General features: G+C 31.2%; 13 protein-coding genes. 2 read left to right on the top strand and 11 right to left on the bottom strand.

The window, feature by feature from the left end; all coding sequences use genetic code 11:
* Positions 1-394: 394 nt before the first annotated feature.
* The 4 genes from JTI58_RS10415 to JTI58_RS10400 form a co-directional block, all read right to left on the bottom strand.
* Positions 395-1,411, bottom strand: a complete 1,017-nt coding sequence (locus tag JTI58_RS10415) for a reverse transcriptase family protein (RefSeq protein ID WP_205446523.1) — start codon at positions 1,409-1,411, stop codon at positions 395-397.
* Positions 1,401-1,673: a hypothetical protein gene (locus JTI58_RS10410; protein WP_205446522.1), complete on the bottom strand. Its 273-nt coding sequence runs from the start codon at positions 1,671-1,673 to the stop codon at positions 1,401-1,403. Before JTI58_RS10410 ends, JTI58_RS10415 begins: the two co-directional genes overlap by 11 nt.
* A 721-nt stretch (positions 1,674-2,394) precedes the next feature.
* Positions 2,395-2,964: a recombinase family protein gene (locus tag JTI58_RS10405; protein WP_205446521.1), complete on the bottom strand. Its 570-nt coding sequence runs from the start codon at positions 2,962-2,964 to the stop codon at positions 2,395-2,397.
* 153 nt (positions 2,965-3,117) lie between these two features.
* Entirely contained in the window at positions 3,118-4,911 is a 1,794-nt protein-coding gene (locus JTI58_RS10400; protein WP_205446520.1) for an NACHT domain-containing protein, read from the bottom strand.
* A gap of 265 nt (positions 4,912-5,176) precedes the next feature.
* Between JTI58_RS10400 and JTI58_RS10395 the strand changes: the two genes are divergently transcribed.
* Positions 5,177-5,821, top strand: coding sequence for a Fic family protein (locus JTI58_RS10395; RefSeq protein ID WP_205446519.1), 645 nt, complete (start codon positions 5,177-5,179; stop codon positions 5,819-5,821).
* 126 nt (positions 5,822-5,947) lie between these two features.
* Here the strand turns inward: JTI58_RS10395 and JTI58_RS10390 are convergent, their stop codons facing one another.
* On the bottom strand, positions 5,948-6,205 hold the full coding sequence (locus JTI58_RS10390; protein WP_206700978.1) for a helix-turn-helix domain-containing protein: 258 nt from the start codon (positions 6,203-6,205) through the stop codon (positions 5,948-5,950).
* A gap of 186 nt (positions 6,206-6,391) precedes the next feature.
* Here JTI58_RS10390 and JTI58_RS10385 point away from each other — a divergent pair, with 186 nt between their 5' ends.
* On the top strand, positions 6,392-7,270 hold the full coding sequence (locus tag JTI58_RS10385) for a hypothetical protein (protein ID WP_205446518.1): 879 nt from the start codon (positions 6,392-6,394) through the stop codon (positions 7,268-7,270).
* 192 nt (positions 7,271-7,462) lie between these two features.
* On the opposite strand, the gene JTI58_RS10380 is transcribed toward JTI58_RS10385, so the two are convergent.
* The 6 genes from JTI58_RS10380 to JTI58_RS10355 form a co-directional block, all read right to left on the bottom strand.
* Entirely contained in the window at positions 7,463-8,590 is a 1,128-nt protein-coding gene (locus JTI58_RS10380; protein WP_205446517.1) for a helix-turn-helix domain-containing protein, read from the bottom strand.
* Positions 8,591-8,620: 30 nt separating this feature from the next.
* Positions 8,621-9,232, bottom strand: coding sequence for a helix-turn-helix domain-containing protein (locus tag JTI58_RS10375; protein ID WP_197150316.1), 612 nt, complete (start codon positions 9,230-9,232; stop codon positions 8,621-8,623).
* A gap of 220 nt (positions 9,233-9,452) precedes the next feature.
* On the bottom strand, positions 9,453-10,673 hold the full coding sequence (locus tag JTI58_RS10370) for a hypothetical protein (protein WP_205446516.1): 1,221 nt from the start codon (positions 10,671-10,673) through the stop codon (positions 9,453-9,455).
* Between the two features lie 1,319 nt (positions 10,674-11,992).
* Positions 11,993-12,994, bottom strand: coding sequence for a tyrosine-type recombinase/integrase (locus JTI58_RS10365; protein ID WP_205446515.1), 1,002 nt, complete (start codon positions 12,992-12,994; stop codon positions 11,993-11,995).
* A 115-nt stretch (positions 12,995-13,109) separates the two neighbouring features.
* A complete protein-coding gene (locus tag JTI58_RS10360) occupies positions 13,110-14,408 on the bottom strand; it encodes a nucleobase:cation symporter-2 family protein (RefSeq protein ID WP_205446514.1) in 1,299 nt (432 codons plus the stop codon).
* Positions 14,408-14,992, bottom strand: a complete 585-nt coding sequence (locus tag JTI58_RS10355; protein WP_205446513.1) for a xanthine phosphoribosyltransferase — start codon at positions 14,990-14,992, stop codon at positions 14,408-14,410. The genes JTI58_RS10360 and JTI58_RS10355 overlap by 1 nt, the downstream gene beginning before the upstream one ends.
* Between the last annotated feature and the right edge of the window lie 71 nt (positions 14,993-15,063).

Genomic DNA, 15,063 nt, shown 5'->3' with positions numbered 1-15,063 from the left:
TCAATATATTTCCTTGGTGCGTTTGAACTTTTTTTATTTATTCAATGGTAAATATGATTATTGAGCAGCTATCACCTAGTTCTCATTCATACATTGTCTAATGCAAAATAGTGGTAGAGATTTTGGAATTGATAATTGGATATTACTACATAAAAAAATCCCTCGAATCTTTTAGAATTGAGGGATTAACTTATATAAGAGTGTCGGACCCCCGTCCAGGAACTCCAATACTTCAGTTTCTACACGTGTAGTTTGCTTATTTACGATTCACATAACATTATGCCACTTCTAACAAAAAGTAGTTGCAAACTTTAAAGCAGAGCTCATTTCAACTATATTATCCCCTAGGGAGTATTACAAAAAACCATTCCTAAGATATTTAACTAGTATAAGTTTATTGTATTAATAAAGCATGCTCTGTCTTAAAGTATTTCTTTATATCTTTCTTTCTATAAGGCACATTATATTTTCTCCTTATATACTTTAATTCATTCAAAAACAAATTAACTTTTCTATTATTTTCTATACTCCTAACTGCTGCTACCAAACCTTGTAGTCTGTTTAACTCATCTACAAAGTTCTTTTTAGTAAACCCACTCGGATTTTCATTCATTTCTTTAACTTTGTCATAGGATTTTTGTAGTTTTTTTAATAGCTTCTTAGGAGCTTTTAAGTTTCCTAAATCATCTAAAAATACACCTGTTACTTCTACCCCTTCTTTTACTATCAATTTTGATTTTGTTGGGTGTATTTTAAATTGATATTTTTCAATTATTTGAGAACATTTCCGTTTTAAAGATTTGTTAATGAACTTATTAGATGAAAATGTTAAGTCATCATAATAACAACTAAAACTCATTCCGTTTTCTACTGCTAAAGCTTCTAATTCATTATACATATCTACATATGCTAAATAACTTAATATAGGACTTGTTGGATAACCTTGAGGAAGATATCTTCCTTCTTTTCTCTCACACTGAATTGTAACAAAATCAGTTAATATTTTTGCTAAGTCCTCTTCCATTTGAAATTTCCTTTTAAATAAATCATATACATATGAATCCATAGTAGAAGGAAAAAAGTTCTGAATATCTATAAGCATTAAATACTTATTTTGTTTATGAACAAAAGCATTTTGTATATGACTTTTTTCTTTAATCCCTCCAAATACATATGAAGGTAACTCGACTTGCATTAATAATTTAACTAATTTTCTTAAAGCTTTTTTATGTTCTTCATTAGGATTATATAAATCTCGTTGCTTCCCATTAATATTTGAAAGTTGTGGAGGCAATTTATATGGTACAAACTCAATTGCAACATTTTTCAAACTCTTTTTTTCTACATTTAAAGTATCTGCCAATAATTTTTTATTAGATAGCCCAAATAGCTTACTATTATTAAATTGCATAAAAAAACTCCCTCTTATTTAATGAATAAGAAAGAGCAGAAATTAGACCTTCAATGAAGTGGATAGCGTAAGGAATAACGAAGCTAAGAACCTTAAGAATCAAAACAACTGCTTTGAGCAAAAATGCAACAAAAGCAGGTGCCCCAAACCACCCCATCAAGAAATAGAATGTCTTGACGAAGCTAATTTTCCCATCGTCCGCTCGTATACTTACTGATACCCAAGATTTCAACTGAATAGCTTTGTGTTTAATGTAATTCATTTAACTTTACCTCCTATAAGTACTAAGGCTTTCGCCTCCCCCTTGCATATACTTACTAGGATTTTTAAAGGTTGAAATCGTCTAATAAAGATTTCTACTCTTCATAACTGGCTAATATAGCCATTTCCCCCTTGCGCTCAGTCATCGATTAAGCATATGTAAACGTATTATACGAATGACATACGTGTGATATACGATTGGCGATATTGCCATGACGTTGTCGCAGAGGGGTTTGCATTTCCCGTTGGTAGATACCAACAAATTAATTTTGCAAGGAATTATAGGCAACTATTCTATCTAATTATATCATCTACAATTAGTAAATACAGTAATAATTTTCTATCTGTTTTATAGATTTCGTATGTAAAAAACCCATTTTAATATCACTTCATACCTAATATTTTTAGTAATAATATTAATTTATATAACAAATTCTCTTCTACAAAAAATGAAAATTTTATAACACTCTTTCAACTGATAGATTTAAAATCTATCATTCTTTATATAAAGTTTGTCAACTACTCTTCCACGTTTACAAGCAGCTTTTGCGAATCATGTACTGATAGTCGCTGATTTCAGTGCATTTACCTCCCTTACTTTCACATTTATGGCTTAACTATAATCAACAAAAAACTTGACCAAACTCTTCAAATCAGAAAAAAATAAGATAGAGATAATTGTATGAAATTTTTATTTTATTTTAAAGTTCTAATTCAATCTTTTATTTTTGTTCATTTATTATTTTATAAACAGTAGCCCTACCAATTCCATACTCCTTTGCAATATCTGTAGCACTTTCTCCCGCTTCATACAATGCGATTACATGCTTTTTTACCTTCTCATCAATCGCTGGTCTTCCTCCCACTCTGCCACGCTTACGAGCAGCTTCTAATCCAGCTTTTGTTCGTTGCTGGATAATATCACGCTCAAATTCCGCAAATACAGCTAACATGCCAAACATAGCTTTTCCCGTTGGTGTTGAAGTGTCAAAGGAGTCATGTAACGAAACAAAATCAACTGACTTTTCTTTAAGTTGGTCTGTTAGCTCATACAATTCTTTCGTGCTTCGGGCAAGTCGGTCTAATTTATATACTACAAATAAATCACCTTTTGTAGCTGCCTTCATGGCATTTATCAATTCGCTACGTTCGCTCTTACGACTTGATACCTTCTCAATATACAAAACAAGTTCAAGCCCCTTGTCTATTGCGTACTTCTTAATAGATTGTTCCTGCATATCTAAATTCTGTTCTTCAGTACTGACACGACAATATCCAATAATTCTACTCAATATGCACACCTCTTTCTATTTTCTCATACGTTTTATACACTTTTTATAATAGACGAGTTTATAGACGAAATCAATAAAAAAAGAGAGCATAAACGTTAATTTATACTCTAACTTCATTTTGTCTAATAAACGAAGGTTTTATAAACAAGTTTTTTATAAATTATTTAGAAAATCTTCATTAGTGTTATTAACTTTCTGAAGAGCCTCCTCATATTGGATAAACCAATTATTAAATGTCTGTAAATCTAGATAAAAATTTATAGCGTCTAATAGTTCATCTAATAATCCCATATCAAATATTTCCCTAACATCTAAACGAATTCTTCCACCATTTGCAGGCTTAATTCCTTGTACCTTATAAAATAAATTTTTCATTTTTTCTGTAGACCAATTTCCTCTTATGCTGTCCATATAATTTATAGTTTTATCAAGTACAAACAAATTTCCGTTATCTTGAATAACCATTGCAATAGATTCATTTTCAAATATTATCTGTTTATAAAACAATTCAAACAACGGAAATATTTCTTTTTTATCAAATAATTCCTTTATCAACTTCGCCTTAGAATATATACAATTCTTAATAAATCTATTTTTTTGAATTTGTTCTAATATTTCAATATATCTATTCCCAAAACAACTAACCCTCACATAAATAATCTCATTAAACAACTTTTGTTGTACCTCATCTGTTAAAGTAGTTGTATATACAGCTGCAAAATATTCTTGAAATGACCTGTGTGAAAATACATAATCCAAACCATCTTTCATAATCATACAGACAGAATAAATTAAATCCTCTAAAACATCTAATTCTGTAAATTGACTTGTAGTTTCAAACTTATCTTTACTTTTCTTAATATATCCAAGAAGTTTATTTTGAGTAAAAATATAGTCACTATTCAAATAAGATTGGAAGCAAAAATGGGAAAATAATAACTTAAACCTTTCATAACTCAATTTGGTAGAAATATCTCTTTTATAACCACTTTTAGAGGCATCATGAGTATGGAATAGAGCAGAAAATGCTTGCTCATAAAATTCATGCAATTCATTTGGCATATCAGCACTATTATCATATGTTATTAACATAATAGTAAGCAACAAAGGAATCGAAGCAAAAGATTCATAGTTATCATATAACCTCTCGTCTAATTCCATATAAAATTTTGTTTTTACTTCATCCTCAAATTCTAACTTATTTATCAATGCAAGAGCTTGTTGTTTGTTTAAAGGGCAAGCTTCAACTTCGATATAATCATTCCATCCCATAAATACATCTGAGGGTCTAGAAGTAATTATAATTGGACATTTATTATATCTATCACTAAAATCCTTTATAGCTAATACTACATCGTTAATTAGGTCACCCTTTACTTCATCAAGCCCATCAAACAAAATTATATTTTTACCTGTTTCAAGACTATATTCTAAATATAATTTATCAGTTTTGAAATCTAAATTACTCATGGTTTCGTAAATATAATTCAATAAATCGATTTCGCCCGTCTTAAATTTATCATTTAAATTCCGTAGTTCAATTAAAATAGGTACAATATACTGCATATCTATACTATTTTGAAAAAAATGCTTCATCATTGTAGATTTCCCTATACCACCCGTACCAGTAATAATAATTCTATTTCCAATCGAAATTAAGCTTTCAATATTATTGGTATCGATTAATTCATCTTCATATCTGACATTCAAATCTTCATAAAAGGAATATATATTTTTTGGTGTTCTTTTATATAGTAATGTCTTAATTTTACTGTATTTTTCTTTGCTTTTAGTTAAATATTTCTCATATGCATCAATTAATTCTATTTCACTTTTAAACTCTGATTTGCTCCATTTTTTTGATATATAATCCTTTATAGGATTTACAGTTTGCTTAACTAGTTCTGTAATAACTCCAGCTATGACACGTTCATTGACACCCAGCATAAAATACCCCCGATACCAAATTTAATGTAAATTAGGTAAATTATATCATTTTCGTTTATATAAATAAAACTCCGATAATATTTAATTTCTATGAAATCAGAGTTTTTAATACTTTTAATAAGAACTTTACCTAAGTATTAATCTAATCATTTCTAAATGAAACTGCGATTTCATTTACATAAAAAAGTTAGCCTAGTCAGGGAATGAAGTGAATATTTAATGAGATATAATTTGATTGGTAAGCAATCTCAAAGGTGGTGAGGCAATGGATAAATTTAATTTTAATCGAGAGAAAATGACTTTTTTAGCTCAAAAAAATCTCATTCATAATATTTATAACAGCGCAAGGCTTGAGAATGTAGTCGTAACTCCATCGCAAGTAGAAAAAATAATAGAAGGAATAGCAATAGCAGAGTTATGCTCAGACGACTTGCAAATTATTTTGAACCTATGTAATGCATGGAGTTTCTTACTTAATCATCTTGATGATGAGATGAGCCTAGACTTCGCTTGTAATATGAATAATCTCGTTTCTTTTAATGAAAGTCTTGATTGGGGAAAATTAAGGTATGGGGATGTTGGAATAAATGGTGTAAATTTTAAGCCATCTATCCCTGTAAAAGAGGAAGTGCAAAGAGAGATAAATAATATTTTATCATTAGATGCAACAATAACCCACAAAGCAATTATGTATATGCTTTACGGTATGAGAAATCAACTTTTTTGGGATGGAAATAAAAGAACTAGTATATTTTGTGCAAACAAGCTACTGATTGAGCATGGCAAAGGGTTAATTACCATTCCAGAAAAGCATATATCCGAATTCCACCTCCTTCTTTCTCATTACTATGAAACCAACGAAAGTGATGAAATTTACCATTTTATTTATAATAAATGCTTATATGTATAGCTTTACATTTTATGAATAAACATAAAAGCAGCTAATAAATTATAGCTGCTTTTATTATTGGTAAATATAATGCATATTTCCCTACTTATAGAATTCAGAAAATTATAATAGTACTTTATTTAGCATTCACACAGTGTCTCTTTTAATTGTGTATCCTGCATACTCCTCTTCAATCTTCTTTACAAATTCCGAAGGCTTGATTTCTAATGCGCTTGCTAATAGAAATATTGTTGTAATTGTTGGCTGTTTTATATTTCGTTCCAACATACTTATATATGTTCTATCAAGACTACTTCTTGCAGATATCTCCTCTTGTGAGAACTTTTTAGCTACCCTCAACTCTTTTAGTACCTTGCCAATTGTAATATTATCGATTTCAATCAAGAGAAAAAATCTCCTTTTAAACCAATTACAATCCCCACAGAGAGTAATAACCACGTACTACAGTCTACATAAACTAAGGAATAATTTAAACTCTTTGAAAATATGATAAAATCAAATTGTAGACTATAATACAAATATAAAATACTTAAATTATCTATATAGAACAAGAAAAGAGGAAATATTATTATGAAAAAACTTCTAACTCTCTTATTCATTATGACTTTTTTTCTACTTCTAGCAGGATGTAATTCTGAGGAAGATTATCAAAGTGCCGTTACAATGATAAAGCAAGATAGATGGCAAGAAGCTAAACAAACTCTTGATGAACTTCCAGATGATTTCAAAGATGTAATGATTCTAAGCAATTATATTAATGCCAAGATAAACTCAGAGGATAGTGAAGGTGATTATACTAGTACATTAAAGCTTTTAGAAAAGATTAAAGCAAAGAATTACAATGGTGAATTTAAAAATGACATTGAAAAACTACATAAAATTGTTCTTGAAAAACAAGAAGATTATGAACAAGAACTAAAGAAAAATCAATTTCGTGAATCTATAAGTTTGTTGTCAATTAGAGAATATGATGAAGCTTTAGATATAGTAAACAAGATAGATGATGAAAACATTGATACAATTAGGAATTATATTTATGCAAGAATATTTTATAATAAATACAAAAATAGTAAGGCATTCGCCGATTTGAGTCAATATTACGACTACCTCATAGAAATTAGTCCAACTTATAATGGAACTTTCGCTAAAGAAATAAACGATTTTGTTCAAAGAAGGGTTGGTCTTGTTGGCACAGATGCTTGGGAATATTTAAAAAAGGAGGCTGTTAAAACTAAAGCGTTGGCTATAAGTGAAAACAACTATAAAGCAACCATCAAATCTAACCCAAAAATCGGAATGACAATGGAAGAAGTAAATAATTCAAAGTGGGGTAAACCAAAAAATATTAATAAAACTACTACAGCGTACGGTATAACTGAACAATGGGTTTATTATGGAAATAGATATATTTACTTTGAGAATGGAATTGTAGTCGTCATTCAAGAATAAAATATTTCAAATTACTCGGGTTAGCACCAATTGTATATTTTAAATATTAAATTTAATTATAATAATTAAAAAACCTCTTTAAGGGGCACTTATTTAATAAAAAAATATACACTGCGTACATAACATATTAACGTAGGTAAGTATACTAATTCTGTATTATAATAAGCGTCCTATAAAGAGGTTTTTAAAATTTTAAAATGGTAATGGAATAGAGACACCATTTTTATCGTATATAGATGTATTATAACTATAATTGTTTAAAGAATTATTTGATTTTTTCATACTTTTCTTTTTATAGCTTTGCTCTTCAACTTCTTCTTGATTTACAAATCCTATTTCTTTTGCATATCGTTCAGCATTTATTTTTCTTTGTTTCGGAATTTCATTATATTCTAATTTATTTGAAATAAATTGTTCAAATGCTAGTGTTTTATATGTATTTGGTTTAGTAATTTGCCAGTCTTTTTTATTAATACAAAACGGCTTATGGTCATTAAGAATCATATTACGTTTTTCTAAATTTTCTAGCTGAGTTCTAATGGTTTTAATTGACAAACCTGTTAATGAAGCTAATTTCTCAAATGAACAATTAAATCCATTATTAAATTTATCATTGTTATACAACATAAAACAATATAGATAAAAGCCCTTTACGCCTAGTTCTGGGTCAGTCATACAGTAAATAAAAATTTCAATATTTATTTTATGTGTATTTAATACATTAAAAAAAGTACCATTAAAATAATTATCTTCTTCCGCCCATGCTTCTCTATGAAATGCTTTAACAGGAAAATTAATCTTCCTATTTCTTCTATTATAACCAAATAATTCAGAGTAGTTACTTTCCATTAAAAATTCCGATAATTCTGGGCTTGTTTCTTCAAGTATAGGTCTAATTGGCTTATCACTTTCTTTTCTAATATAACCCATTCTCTCTAATAAACCGCCTTTTTTTGTTATATAAGTATAACTATCAGATTTCGCTGGAAAACCTAAAATTTGTTTTATCATCTTTTCATCTATATCTTTTGCGCCGTCATAATAATATTTACAGTACCTATACATGTAATGCGCAAGATACACATATGAATATGCATAAGCAATATGGGTAGATGAGGTAAATTCTTTTATTTTTTTACCATCCTCATCAAGGAAACCCTGAACAAGTTCCCCTTTATCATTTGTAAACCCGTTGATTAATTCACTAAAAATTTCATTCGGCATATAAATTTTATGTTCATGTTCTCCTATACACAAAATTCTGTTCCTTAAATCGCTCCCAGTAAAGTATAATTCGTTCCTTTTTGGTATTTTAATCAAACCCCTTTATTTTATTGTATTAAATTTACCTTAAATTTCTTCTCTATTATCAAATTCTAAAAGTAGAGCCCTTAATTGCTTTATCTTTCCCTCATCCAATATTGTTAAACACTCTAAAACCAGAAACAGTGTATCAATTCTCATCGTTTTCTTTTCTTCAATTAATGATAAAAAATTATCGATTACTGAATTTAATGCAAATGGTCTAATTTGAGAGTTAAAGGTACTATCAATTTCATCATTATTAAGTATCTGACTTAGGCGCATTATTTTTAATAATTTGTCAGGGGTGTTGAGCATATTCTCTATTTCCTTTGATAATCCAGAATGATACTGTTCAACTTTTTTTAATTGTTCTAAGTTTTCTAATTCACTATTACTTACATATCTCTCTATTAAATCATCTAATGTATTTCGCATAGCCTTTTTTTCCAACTTCAAAACATCTACTTCTTCAGAAAAAAGTACCTCATCATCAATATCAAAAAAATTTATAATTTCTATTACCCTAGATTGTGGTATTTTTTCTTTTAGATTATTTTCCCACATGCTTATCATCGCCTTACTTACTTGTAGACTATCAGCTAATTCTTTTTGAGATACCTTATAAATTTTTCGTATAAGTTTTAGATTATTATGCATTATCTAATCTCCTAAATATTTTTGTTTTTATTATAAACTTAACTTAATGTTAAGTAAAGTATATTGATTTCTTTAAGATGCTCTTATTATGTCAAAGTAAACTAATATCTGTTAATTATCTATCAAAAAAGCGACTAAATATGCAGCCGCTTCCTTGTTATGAGTATCTAATGTCATCCACGCCTTCTCTAAAACACACTACAATGTAAAAGCACCTAATCTAGAGTTTCATGTCTAAGACTCGTTCCAGCTTCAATTTCAAATAATCCATATCTCGCCATCTTTCTTTGCTAGAAACACGTAGAAAATTTATATCATGCTTTTTAACTAGCTGTTCTTTCAATCTATCGTTTTCTCGGTCTTTTAAAAATCGTTCAGTTCCACCAAAATTAGCGACTGGTACACGATGATGCTTTCCATCGAATTCAACTATAAGATTAAATTTTTCAAAGTAGCCGTCACAAAATAAATGCGCCCCTTTAATACCTAACAACCATTTAAACGTTTTTTGGCTTTCGAAATCTGATTTTAAAACTTGCTTTACAGATTCCAAAAAGATTTTTTCGTTTACATTCCTCACTTTAAGTTCGTATCCATACTTAATGATTGCAATATTTCGCCAAGACATACAATATCTTTTTCTATAGGTATTATCATTATAAATGGACTCTTCATTAAATATTCTTTTTGTTGGGTGAGTACCATACTTATCAATATACATATCAAAAACACGTCGAAATTCTCTCTCTAAATCTTCATCTGGTATAGGAGAAATTCGACCAGCCATTAATGCCTCAATTGATTTTTCTTTATACAAATTATCACGTTTTGCTAAAAAGCTCCCTAGCTCTTTTTCGTCCTTTACCATTATCTGCAATACTTTATCCCATTGCTGCCCATTTATGCCGTAATAGTCACAGTAAATGGAAGCTAAAATCTTAGATTCCTTATTAAATTCCCTGATTGTTGGAATTCTACCAATTATCGATTTGACATTTTCAAAATTCCATTTTAATAATGACTCATTATACATCCCTGCATAATTCTCATTAATAAAGCCTAATTTTCTTCGTATCTTTTTTATATCTAAAATGCTTGCAAATACATACTGCCCTAAATAAGGATGTTCTCGTGTAAAAAGTGTACTTGAAGCCTTTTTATTCTTATAAGCAAACTTTTCATATTCATCTGTTGCGTACTCATACAGCTCTTCAATTAAATTATGTTCATGTAATAATTGTCCCCAATCCCTTTTTACTGATTTAATAATAGCAATGCTGCTTATGGAGCTTTCTTTATCAAATCCTTTTTTTGTTAAACACTTTCCCTTTAGCGCTGTAACTCGTTTAAACTCAGCTAAATAAACCTTAGTTCTGCATGAAACACACATATCGCTATAGTACATTTTTGTTTCCTGTTTACACACTTTGCATAATGGCAATGCATATCACTCCCTTAAATAACATAGTAAATTAACTTTCTTATTCAAATACATTTAGTCAGTGCTGTGAACAAAGCTATCAACTATTAAGCTACGTATATTCCCTTCGTATCGTAAAAATATTTTTTACGTAAATTTATCCTTAGGTCTGTTCCCGCGATGACAAAATAATTGCTAATCGAAAATACTGTAAAGTACCCCCCTGTGGATACTGACTACACTTAATACATTTGTTTTCTGAGTTAGTGAAATCAAGAAGAATCATTGTTTCTTCTCCAATGCCCAAATTTAGATATTGATTTGTTACTACCAAATCACACTGTCTCATTCCTTACTAAAATTCCCACCCTCTTATCATGCAAATTTTTCGGCTCCGATAACCTAATTCCAAATGATGATTTACTCTAAAAAATTTTTACACTAAGGCATAACATAACTTGACATGTATCTAGCCTATCCCGCAACATGAAGCCAGAATTGAGGAAAACGGCTTGGTGCAGAATGACTGCCTGTATTATAGAAACTAAGAAATCAGAAACTATAAACAGACAGCCATCGCAACATGAATCCGTCATTTGAGGTATCCGTATATGTATGCCCTTGTTAATGTGAGATTTCTCTCGATACACATAGTTTCTACGTTCTGCCCTCGAAACGTCTTATCTTCTGCTACACGCTCTCGTAACGTGCTCATAAATGCTTATCCTACTGGTTGTGAGGAACTCAGCAACAACGATAATGTATTGTGTATCCTGCGTGACCGTAGCCACTCAGACCTTCCACTCCTGCCCTTTTTGGTCGGCATCACCATTCAGATACCATGCCAACAAGGAAGCATGTATTGGTATCCTAGACGTTTGTGTGCGATGGGAACGTCTTAACCTGTCAAGTTTAGTTGCAATTGGTGTTACTAGGTTTCCACCAATGAGCCAACATGACCTCACGTTACCTAAAAAAGACAATAGGAAACTAGACCTTTGCATTTCCACTTTTTTTGAAGTAAAATGAAGGCATGTTAAACGCTCATATTTAGTTGTATTCCTGTATGGCTAAATGCGTGTGAGAGTAGGTATTGCGAGTACCTGCTCTTTTTTATGCCTTACTTGCCGATATATTGTTTCACCTTCGTAATAGCTCCCTCAATTGCTACAATGCGATTTAACACATCTTTCTCGTAAACTTCCTAAACTTCCTTCGATACCTCGATAGGATTGATTCCATTTCCAAGTGTTGTGATTTGAACATTATTCATTAAGTAGCGCAGCTCGTTATTTTCAAGGTTATATTTGTTAGACATTTTCATAATGATAGGCTCCTTTCTATTTTCTTTTTTTATAAGCCATTCTGTTTAACGGGCTATATAAATCATGTTGAAGTCTAATTGTCTCATCATCGAAAAATACGTACTTTTGAGTTGTTGAAATTTGGGAATGCCCTGCTATAGATTGGACTGCGAATACTGATGCTCCATTTTTGAGCATTTCAGTTATTGATTGTCTCCTGAAATCATGACAACTAAATTTCTTATTGATTCCAGCCTTTTTCAGATACCTTGCTAAATTCCTTCTAAATGTGTCTGTCGCTAACCTTTCACCAAACCAATTTAAAAACACAGCTTCATGGTTATTGAAAACTTCTTTATTCTCATCCATCAATTTAATTAATAGCTTTAAAGTGTGGTTTGTAATTGGTATAATGCGATAACGCCTATCTTTCGCTTTATTAGCAGGTAATACTATCTGTCTACGAACAATATCTATATCATTACAATCTAGACTGATTGCCTCCGATATACGTAAAGCTGTATCATATAAAACATGAAATAATACAAAATCTCTCCATTGTGCCCACAATTTTTTATTAGGAGCTTCAAATAGTCGTTTCATTTCATCCTCTGTTAATAAATCAACCTTCTTTTCATCAACCTTCAAAAACTTAATGGATTCCATAATGTTTTTTTCAAGTAACTCCTCATTGCATAAGAAGCTATACCAAGTTTTTAAAAATCGAATACGAGCATTAACAGTTTGAATGGACAATCCTACTCGCTTCTGTTTGAAATTGTAGTGTTCTTCACGCATATATAGCATGTAGTCACGCACTATAACCACTGATAATTCATCTACTTTGGTGATTTCATATCCTGAGTGCTCTAACCATTGAATAAAAAATCGGTAATGTTCATCATAAGTTGTCAGAGTTGCTTTTCTAACCTCTTCACCCTTTTTAGCTGAATAAAAATAATCAAATGCTTGCTTAAACGTGAATGTCGATAAAGGTTTTTCTTCAACGTCCCTTCTAACGTGTACTCTTTTACGCATACAAAAAAAGCCACCTACTTTCAACTAAATTATTAGTTAAAAATAGGCGACATATCATCATTTTTTTCAGCAGAATATGTGGGGTACTCTCTGAAAAATCTATTTAATTATCTTTTTACACTTCCCCATGCATCGGGTCTTTTTTATGCTTCGGCCCAATCATGTTGAATAAAATATTAAGGATAATCGCTGTAACCGAACCACAGACGATACCGTTAGATGTTAGAAGAGATATACTTTCTGGCAGTGCATCGAAAATTCCTGGTACAACCGATACACCAACACCCAAACTTACTGCCACAGCAGCAATCATCGCATTTTCTGCTGACTCGTTCATAACTGGTACAAGCATACCCATACCTTGTGTAATCACCATACCGAACATCGCTAACATTGCCGCACCTAGTACGGATGTTGGAATAATCGTTGTTAATGCTGCGATTTTTGGTAGGAAACCAAGTGCTACTAGTAATCCACCTGTGATGTAAATGACTTTACGGTCTTTTACGCCTGACATACGTGTAAGTCCCACGTTTTGTGAGAATGTTGTGTATGGGAAGGCATTGAAAATACCACCGATTACTGACGCAAGACCTTCTGAACGATAGCCGCGAGCTAAATCTTTTGAATCTAATTTTTTATTACAAATATCGCTTAGTGCAAAATAGACACCAGATGATTCTACTAGGGATACCATTGCTACAAGTGTCATTGTAATAATTGCCGTTACATCAAATGTTGGCATTCCAAAGTAGAAAGGTTGTACCATATGAAGTGCATCGGCTTCAGAAACCGGGCTAAAGTCAACTTTCCCCATGAATGCACCTAAAATTGTTCCTGCTACTAATCCAATCAGAATAGAAATGGCACGAACAAAGCCTGTAGAAAAACGATAAACGATTAAAATGATAACCAAAGTAATAAACGCTAAAGCTACATTAGAGGCAGAGGCAAAATCCTCAGCACCTTGTCCACCTGCCATATTGTTTAATGCTACTGGTAATAAGGAAATACCGATAATCGAAACAACTGACCCTGTTACGACTGGTGGGAAGAATTTCACAAGCTTACCGAAGAAGCCTGCAATAATCATTACAATTACACCAGAAGCAATAATGGAACCATAAATGTCCGTAATACCCTGCTCTGGGTTTGTACCTATCGCAATAATTGGACTTACTGCTGTGAATGTACAACCAAGTACAACCGGTAAGCCGATACCAATGAATTTACCTGAATAAACTTGTAAAAGTGTAGCGATCCCACACATCATAATATCAATCGCTACTAAATACGTCATTTGTGTTGAATCAAAGCCAATTGCCCCACCGATAATCAGTGGCACTAGGATGGCTCCAGCATACATTGCAAGTAAATGTTGAATCGCTAGCGCAGACGATTTAAAGGTATTCATTACGCGCGAGCCTCCGTAGCAAATGTTACTTTGCCATCTTCAAGAGAGTCTACAATTGCTAATGATTCAACGCGAACACCTTGCTCACGCAATAATTTTCCGCCATCTTGGAAGCCCTTTTCAATAACAATTCCAACTCCCACAACATTCGCACCTGCTTGTGCAGCAATATCAAGTAAGCCTTTGACAGCTTCACCATTGGCTAAGAAATCATCTACAATTAAAATATTGTCATCTTCACTTAAAAAATTACGTGAGACAGAGATCTCATTTGTTTCATTTTTTGTGAATGAATGTACCTTTGATGAATAAAGGTTATCTGAAAGCGTTAATGATTTACGTTTACGAGCGAACACGACAGGCGCGCCAATTTCTAAGCCTAACATGACAGATGGTGCGATACCTGAAGATTCTATTGTTAAAATCTTTGTAATGACTTGATCAGAGAAACGATTTGCAAATTCGTGACCAATTTCCTTCATTAGCATCGGATCAATTTGATGGTTTAAAAATGAATCAACTTTTAATACGGATGAAGATAATACTTTACCCTCTTGTATAATTTTGTCTTGTAATAACTTCATTTCTTTCATATCCTTCTTTCATAAAAAATTATAAAAAAACGCTGAATACTTTGATTCCATTCTGCTACGAG

The organism is Lysinibacillus fusiformis, from assembly GCF_016925635.1.
Lineage (GTDB): Bacteria > Bacillota > Bacilli > Bacillales_A > Planococcaceae > Lysinibacillus > Lysinibacillus fusiformis_F.
Note: the sequence above shows the minus strand (reverse complement) of the source record. Positions and strands in the feature narration are given on the sequence as shown.

Coding starts and splice junctions, on each gene's coding strand:
- JTI58_RS10385 (WP_205446518.1), top strand. CDS start 6,392: ATGAAAAAACTTCTAACTCTCTTATTCATTATGACTTTTTTTCTACTT.
- JTI58_RS10400 (WP_205446520.1), bottom strand. CDS start 4,911: ATGCTGGGTGTCAATGAACGTGTCATAGCTGGAGTTATTACAGAACTA.
- JTI58_RS10360 (WP_205446514.1), bottom strand. CDS start 14,408: ATGAATACCTTTAAATCGTCTGCGCTAGCGATTCAACATTTACTTGCA.
- JTI58_RS10410 (WP_205446522.1), bottom strand. CDS start 1,673: ATGAATTACATTAAACACAAAGCTATTCAGTTGAAATCTTGGGTATCA.
- JTI58_RS10365 (WP_205446515.1), bottom strand. CDS start 12,994: ATGCGTAAAAGAGTACACGTTAGAAGGGACGTTGAAGAAAAACCTTTA.
- JTI58_RS10395 (WP_205446519.1), top strand. CDS start 5,177: ATGGATAAATTTAATTTTAATCGAGAGAAAATGACTTTTTTAGCTCAA.
- JTI58_RS10375 (WP_197150316.1), bottom strand. CDS start 9,232: ATGCATAATAATCTAAAACTTATACGAAAAATTTATAAGGTATCTCAA.
- JTI58_RS10415 (WP_205446523.1), bottom strand. CDS start 1,411: ATGCAATTTAATAATAGTAAGCTATTTGGGCTATCTAATAAAAAATTA.
- JTI58_RS10355 (WP_205446513.1), bottom strand. CDS start 14,992: ATGAAGTTATTACAAGACAAAATTATACAAGAGGGTAAAGTATTATCT.